At 64.0% G+C, this 16,463-nt stretch carries 12 protein-coding genes; 6 read left to right on the forward strand and 6 right to left on the reverse strand.

Annotation, left to right across the window (positions count from 1 at the left end; all coding sequences use genetic code 11):
• Positions 1-150 precede the first annotated feature (150 nt).
• Positions 151-282 carry a hypothetical protein gene (locus G9463_RS24290; RefSeq protein ID WP_255458678.1) on the reverse strand — a complete coding sequence of 44 codons (132 nt, stop codon included), beginning with the start codon at positions 280-282 and terminating at the stop codon, positions 151-153.
• Between the two features lie 24 nt (positions 283-306).
• Here G9463_RS24290 and G9463_RS06245 point away from each other — a divergent pair, with 24 nt between their 5' ends.
• The 3 genes from G9463_RS06245 to G9463_RS06255 all read left to right on the forward strand — a co-directional run bounded on the left by G9463_RS06245 (position 307) and on the right by G9463_RS06255 (position 3,690).
• Positions 307-1,182 (forward strand): mechanosensitive ion channel family protein, encoded by an 876-nt coding sequence (locus tag G9463_RS06245; protein ID WP_121303745.1) that lies wholly within the window; start codon positions 307-309, stop codon positions 1,180-1,182.
• A gap of 87 nt (positions 1,183-1,269) precedes the next feature.
• Positions 1,270-2,370: an AI-2E family transporter gene (locus G9463_RS06250; protein WP_004963941.1), complete on the forward strand. Its 1,101-nt coding sequence runs from the start codon at positions 1,270-1,272 to the stop codon at positions 2,368-2,370.
• 132 nt (positions 2,371-2,502) lie between these two features.
• Positions 2,503-3,690, forward strand: a complete 1,188-nt coding sequence (locus tag G9463_RS06255) for a sensor histidine kinase KdpD (protein WP_165896255.1) — start codon at positions 2,503-2,505, stop codon at positions 3,688-3,690.
• 25 nt (positions 3,691-3,715) lie between these two features.
• Here G9463_RS06255 and G9463_RS06260 read toward each other — a convergent pair whose 3' ends face one another.
• The 3 genes from G9463_RS06260 to btuC form a co-directional block, all read right to left on the reverse strand.
• Positions 3,716-6,151, reverse strand: coding sequence for a DEAD/DEAH box helicase (locus G9463_RS06260; RefSeq protein WP_165896256.1), 2,436 nt, complete (start codon positions 6,149-6,151; stop codon positions 3,716-3,718).
• A gap of 69 nt (positions 6,152-6,220) precedes the next feature.
• Positions 6,221-7,492 (reverse strand): ATP-binding cassette domain-containing protein, encoded by a 1,272-nt coding sequence (locus tag G9463_RS06265; RefSeq protein ID WP_165896257.1) that lies wholly within the window; start codon positions 7,490-7,492, stop codon positions 6,221-6,223.
• Complete coding sequence (btuC, locus tag G9463_RS06270; protein ID WP_151147063.1) at positions 7,489-8,559, reverse strand: vitamin B12 ABC transporter permease BtuC; 1,071 nt, start codon at positions 8,557-8,559, stop codon at positions 7,489-7,491. Before btuC ends, G9463_RS06265 begins: the two co-directional genes overlap by 4 nt.
• A 58-nt stretch (positions 8,560-8,617) precedes the next feature.
• Here btuC and G9463_RS06275 point away from each other — a divergent pair, with 58 nt between their 5' ends.
• The 3 genes from G9463_RS06275 to G9463_RS06285 all read left to right on the forward strand — a co-directional run bounded on the left by G9463_RS06275 (position 8,618) and on the right by G9463_RS06285 (position 12,446).
• Positions 8,618-9,706, forward strand: coding sequence for a PGF-CTERM-anchored ABC transporter substrate-binding protein (locus G9463_RS06275; RefSeq protein WP_165896258.1), 1,089 nt, complete (start codon positions 8,618-8,620; stop codon positions 9,704-9,706).
• Positions 9,707-9,710: 4 nt separating this feature from the next.
• Positions 9,711-10,439, forward strand: a complete 729-nt coding sequence (locus tag G9463_RS06280; RefSeq protein WP_165896259.1) for a 5-formyltetrahydrofolate cyclo-ligase — start codon at positions 9,711-9,713, stop codon at positions 10,437-10,439.
• 87 nt (positions 10,440-10,526) lie between these two features.
• Positions 10,527-12,446, forward strand: a complete 1,920-nt coding sequence (locus tag G9463_RS06285; protein WP_165896260.1) for an ATP-binding protein — start codon at positions 10,527-10,529, stop codon at positions 12,444-12,446.
• Here G9463_RS06285 and G9463_RS06290 read toward each other — a convergent pair whose 3' ends face one another.
• Positions 12,447-13,847 carry an NAD(P)/FAD-dependent oxidoreductase gene (locus tag G9463_RS06290; RefSeq protein ID WP_165896261.1) on the reverse strand — a complete coding sequence of 467 codons (1,401 nt, stop codon included), beginning with the start codon at positions 13,845-13,847 and terminating at the stop codon, positions 12,447-12,449. It abuts the gene before it with no gap.
• Between the two features lie 97 nt (positions 13,848-13,944).
• Entirely contained in the window at positions 13,945-16,461 is a 2,517-nt protein-coding gene (locus tag G9463_RS06295) for an RND family transporter (RefSeq protein ID WP_004963920.1), read from the reverse strand.
• Positions 16,462-16,463: the final 2 nt, after the last annotated feature.

Here is a 16,463-nt window from a genome sequence, read left to right on the forward strand (position 1 = left end):
TATCTTCGGCGTCATGGAGAAGCTCGTCGAGCTTCTCCTCCGGAAGGTGACGCTTGATCTCTTTGCGTCGCTCGCGTCCCATTGCAAGCACATCGAACCGACCCCACAAAAGATTCCTCACTCATTAGAATTCACCGAGTGGGGTTGATTTTAAACGAGCGCGTCGGGTGATGCGTATGGCGTGGCCGTGCGCGAACCGACCTCGAAGAACGAGCGGCGGAGCCACGACCAGACTCGCAGCGCCGTGGTCGCTACCAGCCCGACGTGACACCCTGATTTCATATCTATTGGGCTACGAGAGACGGTATGCAGTTCCCGGCGGGCCTGGATATCGACATCGTCTCGACGTACGGACAACTCGCGACTGACGGGGCGCAGTTCCTCGCCGCCGCGGCGCTGCTCTACGCTGTCGGCCGGCTCATCGTCGTACCAGCGGTCCGGTTGGCGCTGTCACGGACGGCGACGAATAAAACGGTCGCCAGTGCGCTGACTAGCGCGGTCCACCTGCTGTCGGTCGTCTTTGCGGTGGTCATCGGAGCGAGCGTTGCAGGCTTTCGGGGGGCGCTCGCGGGGTCGACGCTGCTGGCCGCAGGGATCACATTGGCGGTGGGGCTGGCGGCACAGGACGTGCTCGGGAACTTCGTCGCTGGCGCGTTCATCGTGACTGACCCGGATCTGAACGTCGGTGACATCATCGCCTGGAACGGGATGCAGGGCACGGTGGTCGATATCGACCTGCGAGTGACGCGGATTCGAACGCCAGATAACGAGCGCATCATCGTCCCGAACACGGAGCTGGCGACGAGCGCGGTGACGAACCAGACATCAACAGGCCCGGTGGGTATCTCCTACCGGTTCGGCGTGAGCTATGACGCCGATATCGAGACGGTACAGGCCATCATCACGAACGCCGCCCGCGACCTCGATCACGTTTCGGAGAAGCCGGCACCGACAGCCAGAGTCAGCGACCTCGCGTCGACAGCGGTCATCCTGACAGGCCGGATCTGGATTCCCAACGAACGGCGGAATCGGCTCGCGTCGGTCAGGGCTGCGTTTATCGAGCAGGTGCAGGCCGACTGCCGCGCCGAGGGCATCGACCTCAGTGACACGAGCCAGCACGAACTCTCCGGCGACATCGGGGTCCACGACGGCGTCAGGCCGGCGCACGAGCGAACCGAATAGCTACCGGTCGGTACAGCATCGACCCCGTGCTGTCTGCGAGATTCGCAGCGCCCGTACGTTTATACCTGTTCATAAGATGGTATGTATATGGACGAGAAGCGCTTCGTCGTCGCCCTCTTTGGTCTCGCTGTCGCGGTGGTGGTCGGCGTCCTCGCATATCAGTTTATCGCGGCGTTGACCGTCTCCGTGTTCCTTTACTACTCGACGCGACGGTACTACACCTCCTTGCGCAGGCTCCGCCTTCCGGCGCGGGTGCGTGCGGTCGTCGTCATGGCTTCGCTGGCGATTCCGCTCCTGTTGCTCGTCAGCTATGCGGCCGTCCTCCTCATCATCGAAGCCCGGCAGTTTGTCACCCAGTACGCGCTCGTCGACGTGGCCGCAACACACGTCAGCTGGCTGGACGGCGCGGAGTCTGTGCCAGACCTCACCGTAGAGGGGTTGTACAGCGCCTACCAGTCGGGACAGCTCAAGCCGTTCGTTGACTTCCTCAGCGAGAACGCCATGGTACTCACGTCGGTCGCCTCCCAGTTCTTCCTCAATCTGTTCATCACGACCATCGTCACGTACTACCTTCTGGTAGACGGACGACGCATCCGCGGGTGGCTGCTCCGGTTCGATGACGGGGCCATTATCCGCGAGTATCTCGAAGCTGTCGACGAGGAGCTGGAAGCGGTGCTGTTCGGCAATCTCCTGAACGTGCTGGCGATATCGCTCATCGCCATCGCTGCATTCACCGGCTATAACGTCGTAGCGCCGGCAGCTGTCGAGGTCCCGTATCCAACGCTCGCCGGCGCGCTGACCGGTATCGCGAGCTTGATCCCTGTCGTTGGGATGAAAATAATCTATCTCCCACTGACCGGCATCACCGCGCTCCCGGTGGTGCTTGACGGCCAATCGTCGCTGCTTGCGTACGTGCTTGGATTCCTCCTCATCGCCGTGGTCGTCGTCGACACGATTCCGGACCTGCTGCTCCGGCCACTTCTCAGCGGTGAGAGCACACACGTCGGGCTCCTGATGCTCGCTTACACGCTCGGACCGGTCGTGCTGGGGTTCTACGGCCTCTTCTTTGCCCCAATACTGCTCGTCGTTGGCATGACGTTCGCGAACACGGCACTTCCCCGGCTGCTCGGCGCGAGCGAACCGGACGGTATCCACCCCGACCAGTTACGACTGGAAGACTTCAGCTAGTCGTCGTAGCGGTGAACGAAACCCGAATGTGGATAGAGTTTGCGAGCGAGCAGTGATTGACAGCCACGTTGGGTGTGTACTTTTGACATACAAATAGAACATTTATATTCAGGTCGAAATAAGGAACTAAAAATGGGGTCAAACTCCGACTCCCTCCCCTATCAGGCGTCCTCAGCTGACCAGATCGGGGAGTTGCATGTGGCGATGCGGCGACTGATGGCCGCCGAAGACCAGTCTGCGGTCGCGGCAGTCGCAGTTGAGACTGCAACAGCAATTCTCGATTTTCCCTTCAGTGTCTTCTGGGAGGCCACCGACAGCGAACTCAAAGCCGTAACCATCTCCGAGCCACTCCGGGAGCACGTCGAGGCCCCTGCTGACCCGGGGAAGGTAATGCGACATGAGCATGGGAGCTGGCTGTGGAAACAGTACGAATCCGACGAGACACAGCGAGTTCTGGTTTCGGAAGAAAAAGCCGCGTCTGATGCACCGCTGCATGGCGGTATCACCGTCCCGCTCGCAGAATATGGGCTTTTGACTGCTGGGACGGATGAGCGAGCCGAACCGACTGAGCGTGAGACGCAGTTGGCCGATATCCTCGGGAAGAACGTACTCTCGACCCTCGAACGGATCGAGCGCGAGCGGGAGCTGAAGCGGCAACGCGACAACCTCGACCTGTTGAACCAGATCGTCCGTCACGACCTCACGAATCACCTACAGACCATCACCGGCCGGGCGGAGTTGCTCCGGGACCAGTGCAGTGGCGACGCCCTAGAACACGTCGACGGGATTCAGGAGAGTAGCCAGTCGGCCGCAGAACTGCTTGAGACGGCTGGAAACCTTGCGACGGTAATGCGACAGACGGACTGGAAGACTGAGCCGGTCGCCCTCGGCCCAGTCCTGTCCTCGGTGACCGAAGACATCACAGCGACGTACACTGACGCACAGGTTACCGTCCCGGATGAGTTCCCGTCGGTACAGGTCCAAGCTGACGAACTCCTGTCCTCCGTGTTCCGGAACGTCCTGACTAACGCCATCCAGCACAACGACTCGGCAACGCCGTCAGTCGTCGTCGACGCAACTGATGATGGAGACGTAGTCAACGTCATTGTCGCCGACAACGGCCCGGGAATCCCGGACGAGCAGAAACGGACGGTGTTCGAGCGCGGGGAGAAGCGACCGGACAGTGAAGGGACCGGCGTCGGCCTCTACCTCGTCCGAACGCTGGTCGACGCGTACGGCGGCGACGTGTGGGTCGAAGATAACGAGCCGCGGGGGGCCGTTGTCGGACTCACGCTGCCGAAAGCGGCGGATGACGCCTGAACCACCGCCGGAATGAGAGGGGTTGTTATCGATTCAACAACCCGTCCAGTAAATGTATCGCGCCGTGTTTGTCCAGCGGGTCGTTCGCGTTCCCGCAGTGGGGCGACTGCACGCAGGCCGGACAGCCGTCGGCGCAGTCACACGCGGTCAGCATCGACAGCGTGGTGTCCATCAGCGGCCCAATATCGTGGTAGCCCGCTCGCGTTAGCCCGATGCCGCCGGGATAGCCGTCGTAGATGAAGATGGTCGGTTCGCCGGTGTGGGGATGGCGCGGCGTCGACAGGCCGCCGATGTCGCCGCGGTCACAGAGGTATTCAAAGGGGAACATCGAAATCATGGCATGCTCGGCGGCGTGGATGGCCCCTGGGAAGTCGCCGTCGTCGCCGCCGTCGGTCACCGCATCGCCGGACTGAACGCCGTCGCCGCTTTCGCTCCCGCTCTCAGCCCCGTACGCACCCTGCCGTATCTCGCGTTCTAGGTCCGACGGCACGGTGTGGTACAGCGCCTTCGTCTCCAGCGTCGTCTCTGGTAGATCGAGCGAGCGCTGTCCGAGGACCTCCCCTGAGGAGCCGTCGCGGCGCTCGTAGCCGGTGATCTGCTTGCGCATCGTCACGGACGCGAAGCGGACCGGCACGTCTTCGCGGGTCGGCAGTCGCCGCTCCGCCAGGTCCGCCTCGACGGTGATGGTCTTGTCGTGCAGGACGCGGGTGAAGTAGTCGGCCCACGTCCGGTCGAGTTCTGCCACACCCGCGTTGAGGTCGAGGTCCGTCACCTCGTAGCGCCGGCCCTGATGATGGTAAATCGCGCCGGGGTGGGCGTCCCGCAATGCGTCCTCGACGGAGAGTTTCGCTATCACGTCGCCTTTCGCCACCAGTTTCACCTCGCCGTCGTCGACGGTCCGCAGGTTCATCTCGTGGTGCGGGCTGCCGTTACCGAGCCAGCGCATCCCTTGGTCGGTCTGGCGGCGGTCGAGCTTCCCGGCCGATTCGAGGCCGGAAACCACGTCGGGGAACGTCTCGCCGAAATGACGGTCGTCGTCCGGCGAGAGCCAGTTTTCGCAGGCGGCTGCGTGGACGTGGCCCGGGAGCAGTTGCTCGTTTTCGGGGTTGGTCACGGCCTGCTCGGCCCCTGTCTCGAACAGCGCGTCGGGGTTGCGCAGGACGTACTGGTCCAGCTGGTCCTCCCCGCCGACCAGCGCCACCAGGGCGGGGTCGGTGCCGCGACCGGCCCGCCCGGCCTGCTGGAAGGCCCGCATCCGCGTGCCGGGGTAGCCGTCCAGCAGCACGGCATCGAGGCCGCCGACATCGACGCCCAGTTCGAGCGCGCTGGTCGACCAGACGCCGCGCAGGTCCCCCGACTGCAGGCCCTGCTCCAGTTCGCGCCGCCGGTCGTCGGTCAGTGCGGCCTGATACGCGCCGACGCCATCGGCGAGGTCGTGCTCGCCACGCTTCCGGAGTTCGTCGGCGCTGTCGCTGGCGTACCGCTCGGCCGTCTGGCGCGACCCGGCGAAGACGACCGTCTGGAGGCCCCGCTCGACGAGGTCCACGAACAGCTGTTTTGTCTCGACGTGATTCGACTTCCGGCGGCCGCTCCCCCAGCCGTCGCCCTCGTACTCCGGCGGATTCCACAGCAGCCAGTGCCGCGGCCCGCTGGCGCTCGCGTCCTCGTCGACCAGCGCGAACGACGGCTCGGGCTGGCCGGTGACCGCTGCCGCGTGCTCCACTGGATTGCCGATGGTCGCCGAGCAACAGACCCACTCAGGGCCGCCCGCTGTTGCGTTGTCGCCCCTTCTGCCGTTGCTTTCGCTGCTATCTCCGCCGGCGTCGAACCGCTCGGCGATACGCTGGAGGCGGCGCATCACCAGCGAGACGTGGCTGCCGAACACGCCGCGGTAGCCGTGGACCTCGTCGATGACGACGGTTTCGAGCCGCTGGAAGAACCAGTCCCACAGTCGGTGGGCATGGGGCAGAATGCCGTAGTGGAGCATATCCGGCGTGGTCAACAACACGGTCGGCTGGCGCTCCCGGATAGCCTCCTTCTCTGATTTCGACTGTCGGCCGGTATACTGGGCGACGGAGACGCCGGAGGCGAAGCCCAGCCCCTGCGCGAGTTCCGACAGCGTCTCGGTCTGGTCGTTGATGAGCGCGACCTGTGGCGCGATGTACAACGTCGTCGCCCGGCGGTCCAGCGCCCGCTCGAAAGCCGGAACGGTGTAGGCGAGGCTCTTCCCGCTCGCTGTCTCGGTTGCGAGAACAACGTTGTCACCGGACCGGACTGCTTCGATTGCGTCCACCTGATGCGTGTAGAGGTCGGTGATGCCCCGGTCTTCGAGGACGCTGGCGAGGCGGTCCGCAATCTCGCAGTCCGCGGTCTGCGCGCCCCGGCCGAGGACCGTCCGCTGGTCGACGATCTGTCCCTCGTAGTACGGCCGGTCCCGGAGCCACGAAATCGTGTCGTCCACGGGTGATGTATGGGTGCGAAAAGTATCGGTGTTGCTGTTCTCGCCCGGGATACCTCAGTCGGCGGTGACTCAGTCAGTGGTAGACTGATTGAGCGGCGGTGTCGCATCGCGTTCCGCTGCGGGCGGCAGGGACCCCACCGCTGCAGGGAGTGCAGCCAGTGGGACGGTGTCGTGAGCAGTGCTGGCGTGGACGCTCTCATCCGTCTCGACAGCGAGGTAGGTACCGCCAGCCTCGACGACCGGGCTGTTGCCGTCACCGGTTTCGCCCGCTATCACGACAGCATCGGCGGCAGCGGCGAGGTCAACTGCGCGCTCGCGGGCCGCGTCGTCAATGCCGGCGAAGGCTGGGACCGTGACCGTCTCACAGTCGAGGTCCCGGGCTCGCTCGGCGGCTGCGTCGCCGGCAGGCACAACGCCGACACTGACCTGACAGCCGGCTCCGACGAGCTTCGAGACGGCGGACGCCGCCGGCTTGCCGGTCCCGACGACGTGAACGCGACGGGTGACAGACTCTTGTTCAGCAAGCGGCGTCACAAGTGGCGCGTCGGTGCCGGGCTGGGTCGTCACCAGCGTCTTCGCGTCGAAGGCGTCACGGAGCGTGTCGCTCGTGAGAACATCGGCGGGACGGCCCGCGGCGCGGATGCCGCCGCCGGCGAGCAACACCAGTTCGTCGCAGTACCGCGCGGCCAGATTGAGGTCGTGTATCGCTGCGACGGCCGTTTTCCCGTCTTCGACCAGCGTCTGGACCAGTTCAAGCGTGCGGACGGCGTGGTTGATGTCGAGGCTCGCCGTCGGTTCGTCAAGCAGGAGCACCGGTGTCTCCTGTGCCAGTGCCCGAGCGAGGAGGACCCGCTGGCGCTCGCCGCCAGACAGCGAGGTGAACGGCCGGTCGGCGAACTGGGCAACGCTCGCACGCTCCATCGCTCGCTCGACAGCTTGGCGGTCGCCCTCGCCCATCCGGTCGAAGCGGCCGAGATGCGGTGTCCGCCCCATCTCAACGGTCTGCCTGACGCTGAAGTCGAACGACAGTGCGGTGCCCTGTGGCGTGCTCGCGACGAGGCGGCTCACCGCTTTCGCGGATTTACTCTGGATGGGCTCGCCGTCGACGCGAACCGTTCCGGCGTCCGGGTCGAGTGTCCCCTTCACCGCTCGCAGGACGGTCGTCTTACCCGCGCCGTTGGGACCGACGAGGCCGACGAGCGACCCACGGTCGACGCTGAAATCGACGTCCGAGACGACCGACTGGTCGCCGAAGGAGACCGCGAGGTCAGACACGTCAAGCATCGGCCCGGAGCGGTCCCGTTCTGGGTCCGAACCTTCGGGCGCGGTCTGCTCGCTCATAGCTCGTGCACCTCCCGCTTCCGGAGCAAGTACAGGAAAAACGGCGCGCCGAGGACGGCGGTGACGATGCCGACCGGGACCTCGGCGCTACCCGAGCGTGCTAGCGTGTCCGTCGCCACGAGAAACGACGCGCCGGCGAGCGCTGCCGTCGGGAGCAGTATCCGGTGGTCCGGGCCGACGAGCAGCCGCATCACATGAGGGACGATGAGGCCGACGAAGCCGACGATGCCGGCGACGGCGACGCCCGCTGCCGTGATGACTGCCGACAGCGCGAGCAGGACCCGCTTGGTCCGTTCGACCTCGATACCGAGACTCTGGGCGTCCTCCTCGCCCAGCAGCATCACGTTCAGGTCGCGTGCGTACGCGAGCAACACGACGAACGGGACAGCGACGAGTACGACGCTGGTGGTCACTTCGGGCCACGACGCGCCCTTGAGATGGCCCATCAGCCAGTACAGCGCCCGGCGGATGCTCTCACCGCTGTGGAGCAACAGGAACGAGACCACCGCGCCCAGAAACGTCTGTATCGCCACGCCGGCCAGCAACAGCGTCGCGACCGGTGTGCGGCCGTTCCGCGTCGCGATGAGATAGACGCCGAAGGCCGCGACCAGCGCTCCTGCGAAGGCCGCGCCGCGGAGCCCGAGCCCGAACGGGATGACGACTGGCGCGACAATGAAGGCGACCGCGCCGACCGCCGCGCCGGAGGAGACGCCGATGATAGACGGGTCGGCCATCGGGTTCCGGAAGATACCCTGCATGATTGTCCCCGCGGCGGCAAGCGAGAAGCCGACGACCGCACCGAGCAGTATCCGGGGGAGTCGGACCTGTAGGACTATCTGTGTCTGGAGGTCGCTTACGGCGTAGGAAAACACGTGAGCCGTGGTCACGTCGACGGCAGGGCCGGAGATCGAGATGCCAGTCGGAACGACGACAGCGTTGAGCAGCACTTTCCCGACATCGGCAGGCGGAATCCACACCGGGCCGATGCCGGCGCTCGTCGTCACCACGGCACAGAGGACGGCGACGAGCCCCGCCGACCACCCGACAGTCCGACCCGCGAAACGCATGTATGAAAGCCCACTTGCAGTAGATAAGTATTTATTGCTCCTGACACCCGCCTATGGTATGCGACGACGTTCTCTCGTCTGTGTCTTTGTCCTGCTCGTCGGCTCGTTCGCGGGTATCACTCCAGCTTCAGCAACAGCAGCCACACAGGCGGAGGGCTGCTCGTTTCCGGTCACGATGACCGACGCGACCGGGACCGAGGTCACTATCGAGGAGCGCCCGGCGCGGGTGACGACGACCAACCCCTCGGCCGCCCAGACGATGTGGGAGATCGGCGGTCGTCCTCAGGTTGTCGGGCTCACACAGTATGCAAGCTATCTGGACGGCGCTGAGAGCCGGACGAACGTTTCCGCGAGCTTCGGCGTCAACGTCGAGCGCGTCGTCAGCACGAACCCGGACCTGGTGATTGCACCGAACGCCAGCGCCGGTGACGTAACCCCGCTCCGGCAGGCCGGGGTCACCGTGTATCACCTCCCCGCCGCGACAACTATCGAGGACATTCGAGCAAAGACAACGACCATCGGTCGACTGACCGGCAACTGCGAGGGCGCGAGCGAAGCGAACGCCTGGATGGACGCGAACGTCGACGCTGTCCGGCAAGTCACCGCCGATGTCGAGGACCGACCGACCGCGCTGTACCCGCTGGGTGGGGGGTACGTGGCGGCGGGCAACACCTTCGTCACGTCGCTCATCGAACTCGCGGGCGCGGAGAACGTTGCGGCCCGTAACCACACACAGTACCCACAGCTCAGCGACGAGGTCATCCTTCAGCTCGACCCGGACGTGCTCTTTGTTACCGAGAACACAGCGACCGTCGCGGAGACAGAACCCTACGCCAGCACGACCGCGGGCGAGACCAATTCGACGGTCGCCGTACAGGTCCGGAACATCAATCAGCCCGCGCCCCGCAGTGTGGTTTCGTTCGCACATAATGCCACTGCACAGCTCTATCCGGACCGCTACGACGCCGACAGCTACGTTCCCCGGTCGGCGGTGACCAAAACGAGCGAGCCCACGCCCGCGGACCACACGCCAAGCACTGAACAGTCCACGACCGACGCCAGTGGTCCCGGATTCACGGCTGTTGGGGCGCTTGCCGCACTGCTGACGCTGGTCTGCATACAGCAGGTCCGCCGCCGGAGGCCATAGCGCCATGGATAAACAAACTATCCGCGAGACGGTCTGGGACGCGCTGGAAGAAGGCGGTATCGCTCGATTCCCGTTCCCGCCCCACGACCGGATTCCGAACTTCGAAGGCGCAAACGAGGCCGCACAGCGCCTGACCGAGACAGCAGTCTGGGACGCCGCGGAGACGGTGAAGGCGAATCCGGATTCGCCACAGCTCCCGGTCCGCCGGGCGGCGCTGCGGGCCGGCAAAACGGTGTATATGGCCGTGCCACGGCTCCGGGACGAGCAGTGTTTCTACGAACTCGACCCCGCCGAACTCGACGATATCGAGGCCGCGCCGGCGGTGTCGAACGTCGCGGACCACGCCCGGCAAGTGGGCCCCGAGGCGGTCGGGAGCGTCGACCTCGTGGTGTCGGGCTCGGTCGCAGTCACCGAGGACGGCGCGCGCATCGGGAAAGGCGAGGGGTACAGCGACCTCGAATACGCTGTTCTCCGTGAACTGGGACTGGTCGACGAGACGACACCGGTTGTGACGACGGTCCACGAACTTCAGATTGTTGGCGGCCTCGAAGGCGTCGTCGACACCACTGTCCCCGTCGACGACCACGACGTGCCGATGGACTGGGTTGTGACGCCGGAGCGCACTGTCGAGACGGCGACCACGCATACGACGCCAGCGGGCGTCGACTGGGACGCGCTTTCGACAGAGCGCATCGACGAGATTCCAGTCCTGTCAGCTTGCCGGCCCGACTGACCCCTCAGTCGCTATACACGGGGTAAAACCCTGGTAATGAAAGCCTACCGGCGGTACAATTTTATCCCCACATACCCTGAAACGGGTATGGATACACCCATGGCCACGCCGAACCGTCACGGGGCCGACGGAACTGCCGGGCGGGTACGCGTTCTCTATGTTGACGCGGACTGCGACGACATCACGGCAGTCACGGAGACACTGAGCGGGAGCCCCGACGAATTTACTGTGACGGTGTGTGAGACGGCGGACGACGCACTCACATCACTCGAAAACGCGTCCTACGACTGTGTCGTCAGCGAGTATCGACTGCCGGACCGAGACGGAATCGAACTGTTACGGGCTGTCCGGGACCAGTCCTTTGACCTCCCGTTCCTCCTCTTTACTGACGACGGCGATGAGAGCGTGGCCAGCGATGCCATTTCGGCCGGGGTCACGGACTACGTGACGAAGACACCGCTCTCAGAACAGACGGAGCTGCTCCGACAGCGGATTACCGCTGCTGTCGCCCGCTATCTGGAGGAGGCAGACATCCTTGACCGGATGACAGACGGGTTCTTCGCGGTGGACGAGGACTGGGAGTTTACCTACCTCAACGAACGTGGCCGGCGCGTCATCGGCCGTGCGATGGCATTGGACGGGGATACTGCTGACTTGCTGGGGCAGAATATCTGGGAGGCTGTCCCGTCGATAGAAGGAACGGAGTTCAGCAAGCAGTACCGACGGGCGATGACCAAGCAGGAGCCAACATCCTTCGAAGGGTACTTCGAGCCGCTACAGACGTGGTTCGACGTGTCCGTGTACCCATCGCCAACCGGAATTTCGGTGTACTTCCGTGATATCACTGAGCGGCACAGGCACGAAGAAGAGATCAGGAGTAGAGAGCGGACGCTGCGAGAGATTTACGGGGTCATCTCGCGCAAAGACCTGGATTTCGAGGAGAAGGTCGAGCGACTCCTCGAAATCGGGCAGAACGCCCTCAAAGCCGAAACGGCCGCGCTCTCACACATCGATGGCGATATGTACGTCTTCGAAATCGTCCGCGACCGGACGGGAGCTATCGAGGCGGGCGATGCAGTCCCGCTGGACGCCACGAACTGCGAACGGGCCGTCGTTGAGGAGCAAACGCTGGTGCTCGCTGATATCGCCGCAGACCGCCCTGAGCTGACCGCCAAGGCCGGCTACACGGAGATGGGAATCTCCTGTTACCTTGGAACGCCCGTCATCGTCGACGGGTCGGTGTACGGGACGTTCTGCTTCTACGGCACGGAACGCCGTGATTCCTTTTCGGAGTGGGAAGTCACGCTCGTCGAACTGATGGGGAACTGGATCAGCTACGAACAGGAGCGTGAACGCCGTGAGCAGGAACTCACTCGCCAGCGTAACCGTCTGGAGGACTTTGCCAGCGTCGTCAGCCACGACCTCCGGAACCCGCTCAACGTCGCGGTCGGCCGGCTCACGCTTGTCAACGAGGAGTACGACGGAGACCCGGAGCACGTCGAATCGCTCCGGCGGTCACTCGAACGGATGGATGAACTCATCGACGACGTGCTCGCGCTCGCTCGCGGCGGCCACAAGGTCATTGACGCGACAGAAACGTCGTTAGACGACATCATCACGGCCGCCTGGGACACCGTCGAGAGCTCGGACGCGACGCTTGAACGGGTCGATACGGACGCACGAATCACGGGCGACCAGACGCGGCTTCAGCAGCTCTTCGAAAACCTCTTCCGAAATAGTGTGGAGCACAGCAACGACCCCGTGACCGTCTGCGTCGGGACCCTCGCTGACGGCCGGGGGTTCTACGTCGCGGACGACGGTCCCGGGATTCCCGAAGACGAGCGTGACGAGGTGTTCGAGCGCGGCTACACCACGAGCGACGACGGGACCGGCTTCGGGCTGGCTATCGTCTCCGAAATCGTCGACGCACACGGCGGCCGGATAACTGTCCCAGAAAGCGAGGACGGCGGGGTTCGCTTCGACGTGACCGGTGTCCAGGTCGACTGATTATAACTGGTCGACGCAGTCCCGAATGAGGCCATCGACGTTCTCTGGGAGCGTCGGGTGATAGGCCCGGTCCGGCAGGTCACGCACGTCAAGGCCGAGCTCAACGATGGTCTGGAACGTCTTGGCGAAGCTGTCCGCGTGGTAGTGCATGCCTTGCCAGCCGAGCACTGTCCCGTCGTCGGCGTCGACGACGAGCTTTGCAAGCCCCTCGGGCACGTCTTTCGATTTGAACACGCCGTCGTCGCTGGCCTGTCGGGTCGCCGTGACAATATCGTAGCCAGCCTCTTTTGCAGTCTCCTCGTTGTGGCCGACGCGAGCGAACGGATACACACCCAGCCCGGAGAAGATGACGTGGTGGTGGACGTTTCGGTACGCTTCGAGCGAGCCACCGGCTTCCTGTCGGACGATGTTCTCGGCCGCGGTGAAGCCCTGCTCCTTGGCGACGTGGAGAATCGGCTCCTTACCGTTGACGTCGCCAACGGCGTAGATGTGGTCGGCGTCGCGGGTCTGCATCGTGTCTCTCGCCCAGTCGCCGTCAACTGAGACCGGTGTGTTCTCCAGCCCGAGCCCTTCGACGGTCGGCCGACGGCCGGTAAAGAGGAACAGCTGGTCGGCCTCGAACGTCTCCTCGCTGCCGTCGTCGTACTCGACGGTGAGGCGAACGCCGCCGTCCTCGGTCTCTTCCAGTTCCTTCTCGTAGCAGTTTGTCGGAATGGTCACGTCCCAGTTGTTTTCGTAAATGTCGAGCGCCTCGTCGCCGAACTCCGGGTCGCCTTCGTCGATTGGCCGGTCGTCGTGCTCGATAACGGTAAGCTCCATCCCGCCGGCCTCCGCCAGATACGGCACCATTTCCATCCCGATGTAGCCAAAGCCCATCACGATGCCGGAGTCGGGGAATTCGGTGGCGTCGAGCACCTGGTCGCTCGTCATGAAGTCGACCTCGTTGATGCCGGGCGTCTCCGGGACGTTCACGCTGGAACCGGTCGCAATGACGACGTAGTCGGCCTCGTGTTCCTCGCCGCCAGCCCGGACCGTGTGCTCGTCGACGAACGTGGCGGTGTCGTGAATAAATGTCACGTCGTCGCGTTCGGCCATCTCGTGAACGGAGTCTCGGCGGTGCCCGGCCCAGCTCAGCACGTGGTCGTCCTTGCGTTCAACGACGGCTTCCAGATCAACCTCGGGCACGTCGCCAACGAGGCGTTCGTCGTGGCGCGCCTGAAAGCGATGGGCCCCTGCGGAGAGCACTTCCTTGGACGGCATACAGCCACGAAGGATACAGAGCCCACCGCCGGGCTCGCCGTTGTCGATGAGCGTGAGTTCGATGCCATCCGCCTCGACAAGGTCGCCGGCGACTGCGGCCCCGGCACTGCCATACGCGCCGATGATAACGACGTGAGTCATACCAGTGCTAGAGCGACGGCATTAAATAAAGGCTTCAGTGGCGTGTTTCGCCCGGACACGACCGACGTGTGGTAGTCTGGCCCACCGAACCGACTGGTCAGTCGTCGCCGTCGACGGGCGCGGGTGGACGCGACCGCCCGAACCCGAGTATGCCACGAACCGACCAGTCAGCGTTGAACACTCGGTCCCAGACGACAAGTGCGGAGGGGATCACCAGCAGGGACGCGAGGAACGCGTACCCGATCGACAACGCCGTCAGGATACCGAACTGGCCGATTGCGGGGAACACAGCCAGCCCGAGCACGCCGATGCCGAACGTCGTGGTGAGCATACTCCCGAACAGCGCGCCACCGGTCCCGCGAACGGTCCGGTCCAGTGCCGTTTCGAGGTCGTTTTCGTCGAACTCGTCGGCAAACCGGTGGGTGACGTGGACTGAGTAGTCGACCCCCAGTCCGATAGTTATCGCCAACATCGTCGCTGTCAACGCGTTGAACGGGATGCTGAGCACCCGCATCGTCCCGCCGAGCCACGCCACCGTGACGACGACAGGAATGATGTTCACGAGGCCGAGCGACGGCCGCCCCTCCAGCATATTGTAGATGAGGACCAGAAACACTGACGCGCCGATAAGCGCGATCGCCAGCGACTGGATCGCAGACTCCAGGATGAGGTCCGAGACGGCCTGGAACACGACAACCGAGCCGGTTGCCGTCGCTTCATACCGGAAGTCGTCGGCAACGTTTCGCGTATCGGTGGTCACCTCTGCGTCGGTCGCGTCCGCCTCGACGGTATAGACAACACGTGCGCTCCGGTAGTCCTCGGTGATGTACTCGAGCGCCTGGCCACGGGCCGACGAGTCGAGCAGGTACTCGTATATCTGTTCGAGGTTATCGTCCGGGATCCCGTTGTCGTTCCGGTCGTTGCGCTCGACCATTCGGCGGAACTCGGGGTCCTCGTCCGCCCGGTCCTGGATGACGGTCACGATAGACGTCGAATCAGCACGCCCGTCTTCTCGAACAAACGAGTCCGGCGGGTTGTTCCCCGCCCGATACATCTGCTCAAGCGCCGCGTCGTTCCGCATCGGCCCCTCTACGTACACCGTCGCCTGACTGGACTGGGTCGTGTCGAACCGTTCATCGAGGAAGTTCGTCACCTCCGTTACGGTGTATTCGCTCGGAGCGAACGGCTCCGGCAGGGCCTCGACGAAGTCCGGGTTCTCCTCGGGCGGCAGGAAGTCCTCCTGACTGAACGACGTCGAGACGCCGGTGGCGTAGTAGCTGGCACCGACCGTAGATACGAGGATGAGCACGAGGAAGATGATCGGGGCGCGGTTCGCGATGACGACACCGCCGCGCAACACGTCACTGAGTGCCGAATCCTCCGCGCCCAGCGGCGTCTCGCTGAACGTCGGAATTGGGTAGCGCTGGCGGAGCCGGTCCAGTTCTACCTTCGCCGCGGGCAGGAACACCCCGAAGATGAGGAAGGTGAAGGTGATACCGACAGAGGCCACGTAGCCGAAGTCCTGAATCGGCGGCAGTGCGCTGGTGAGGTTCGCGGCAAACCCGATGACTGTCGTGCCGGTCACGATGAAGAACGCGACAAGCAGTTGGTCGGTCGTGATCCGCATCGATTTCTGGATGGACGCCCCGGTTTCACGCTCCTCCCGATATCGGTTGACGGCGTGAATCCCGAAGTCGATACCCACCGCCAGTAACAGCGGTGGCACGGCGATGAGCATCTGTGAGAAGGGGATGCCGGCAAGCCCCATGAAGCCGAACGTCCAGACGACGGCCATAAACAGCGCGAGCAGGCCAAGCGCCATGTCCGCGAGGTCGCGGTAGGCAATCGTCAGGAAAAACAGAATGAACAGCACTGCCGCGGGCACGGTCAGGATGAGCGAGTCGCCGACGACGTTCGAGAACTCGTCTGCGACGATACCGCTACCGAACAGGGTAATGCCACCGTGGTCAGCGCTGGCGACAGTGAACCCGGCTTGTTTCTGGATACTCGTTAGCGGACTCGAACCGCCCTGGCCTGACCCGGAGGAGATTCCCGCCGGGACCTCGTGTGTGACGACTCCGATGGTCGCCGACGCCGAGGCGGCTTTGCGGTTGAAGTCCTTGCTCAGTAGTGATTTGAACCGGGGATTCTGCTCGGCCGCGCGCCTGACGGCAGCGTCGATTTCACTCGGCGTTGCGGCTTCGACAGCATAGACCTGTTGCTCAGTTGTCGTCGCTTCCGGGTCTAGCTGCTTGGCGACAATGCTGGCGGCGCTTGAGGTCGATGTGACACGGAGCGTTCCGCGCTGTTCCAGCCGGTGCTGTGACCTGAGCATCCGGAGCAGCGCCGGCTTCGAGAGCACGTTCGTCTCCTGCTGGATCAGCTGTGTGCTCCCTGTATCCGGTGAGAAGGTCGGCGAGAACTTGTCGTTGACCTCCTGTAGTGCCTCCTCGGCCGGCAGTCCGGTCGTAAACTGCGATGTCCCGGAATTGGTCGAGACGCCCCCGAGGCCGGCGCTGAAGACCACCGTCACGACCAGGAAGAGGAGCACCACCTTCCGTGAATCGTGGACGATGCGGTCGTCTGCCCAATCGATGTAGCGCTGATAATCCATGC

It is taken from the genome of Haloarcula sp. JP-Z28, from assembly GCF_011440255.1.
Lineage (GTDB): Archaea > Halobacteriota > Halobacteria > Halobacteriales > Haloarculaceae > Haloarcula > Haloarcula marismortui.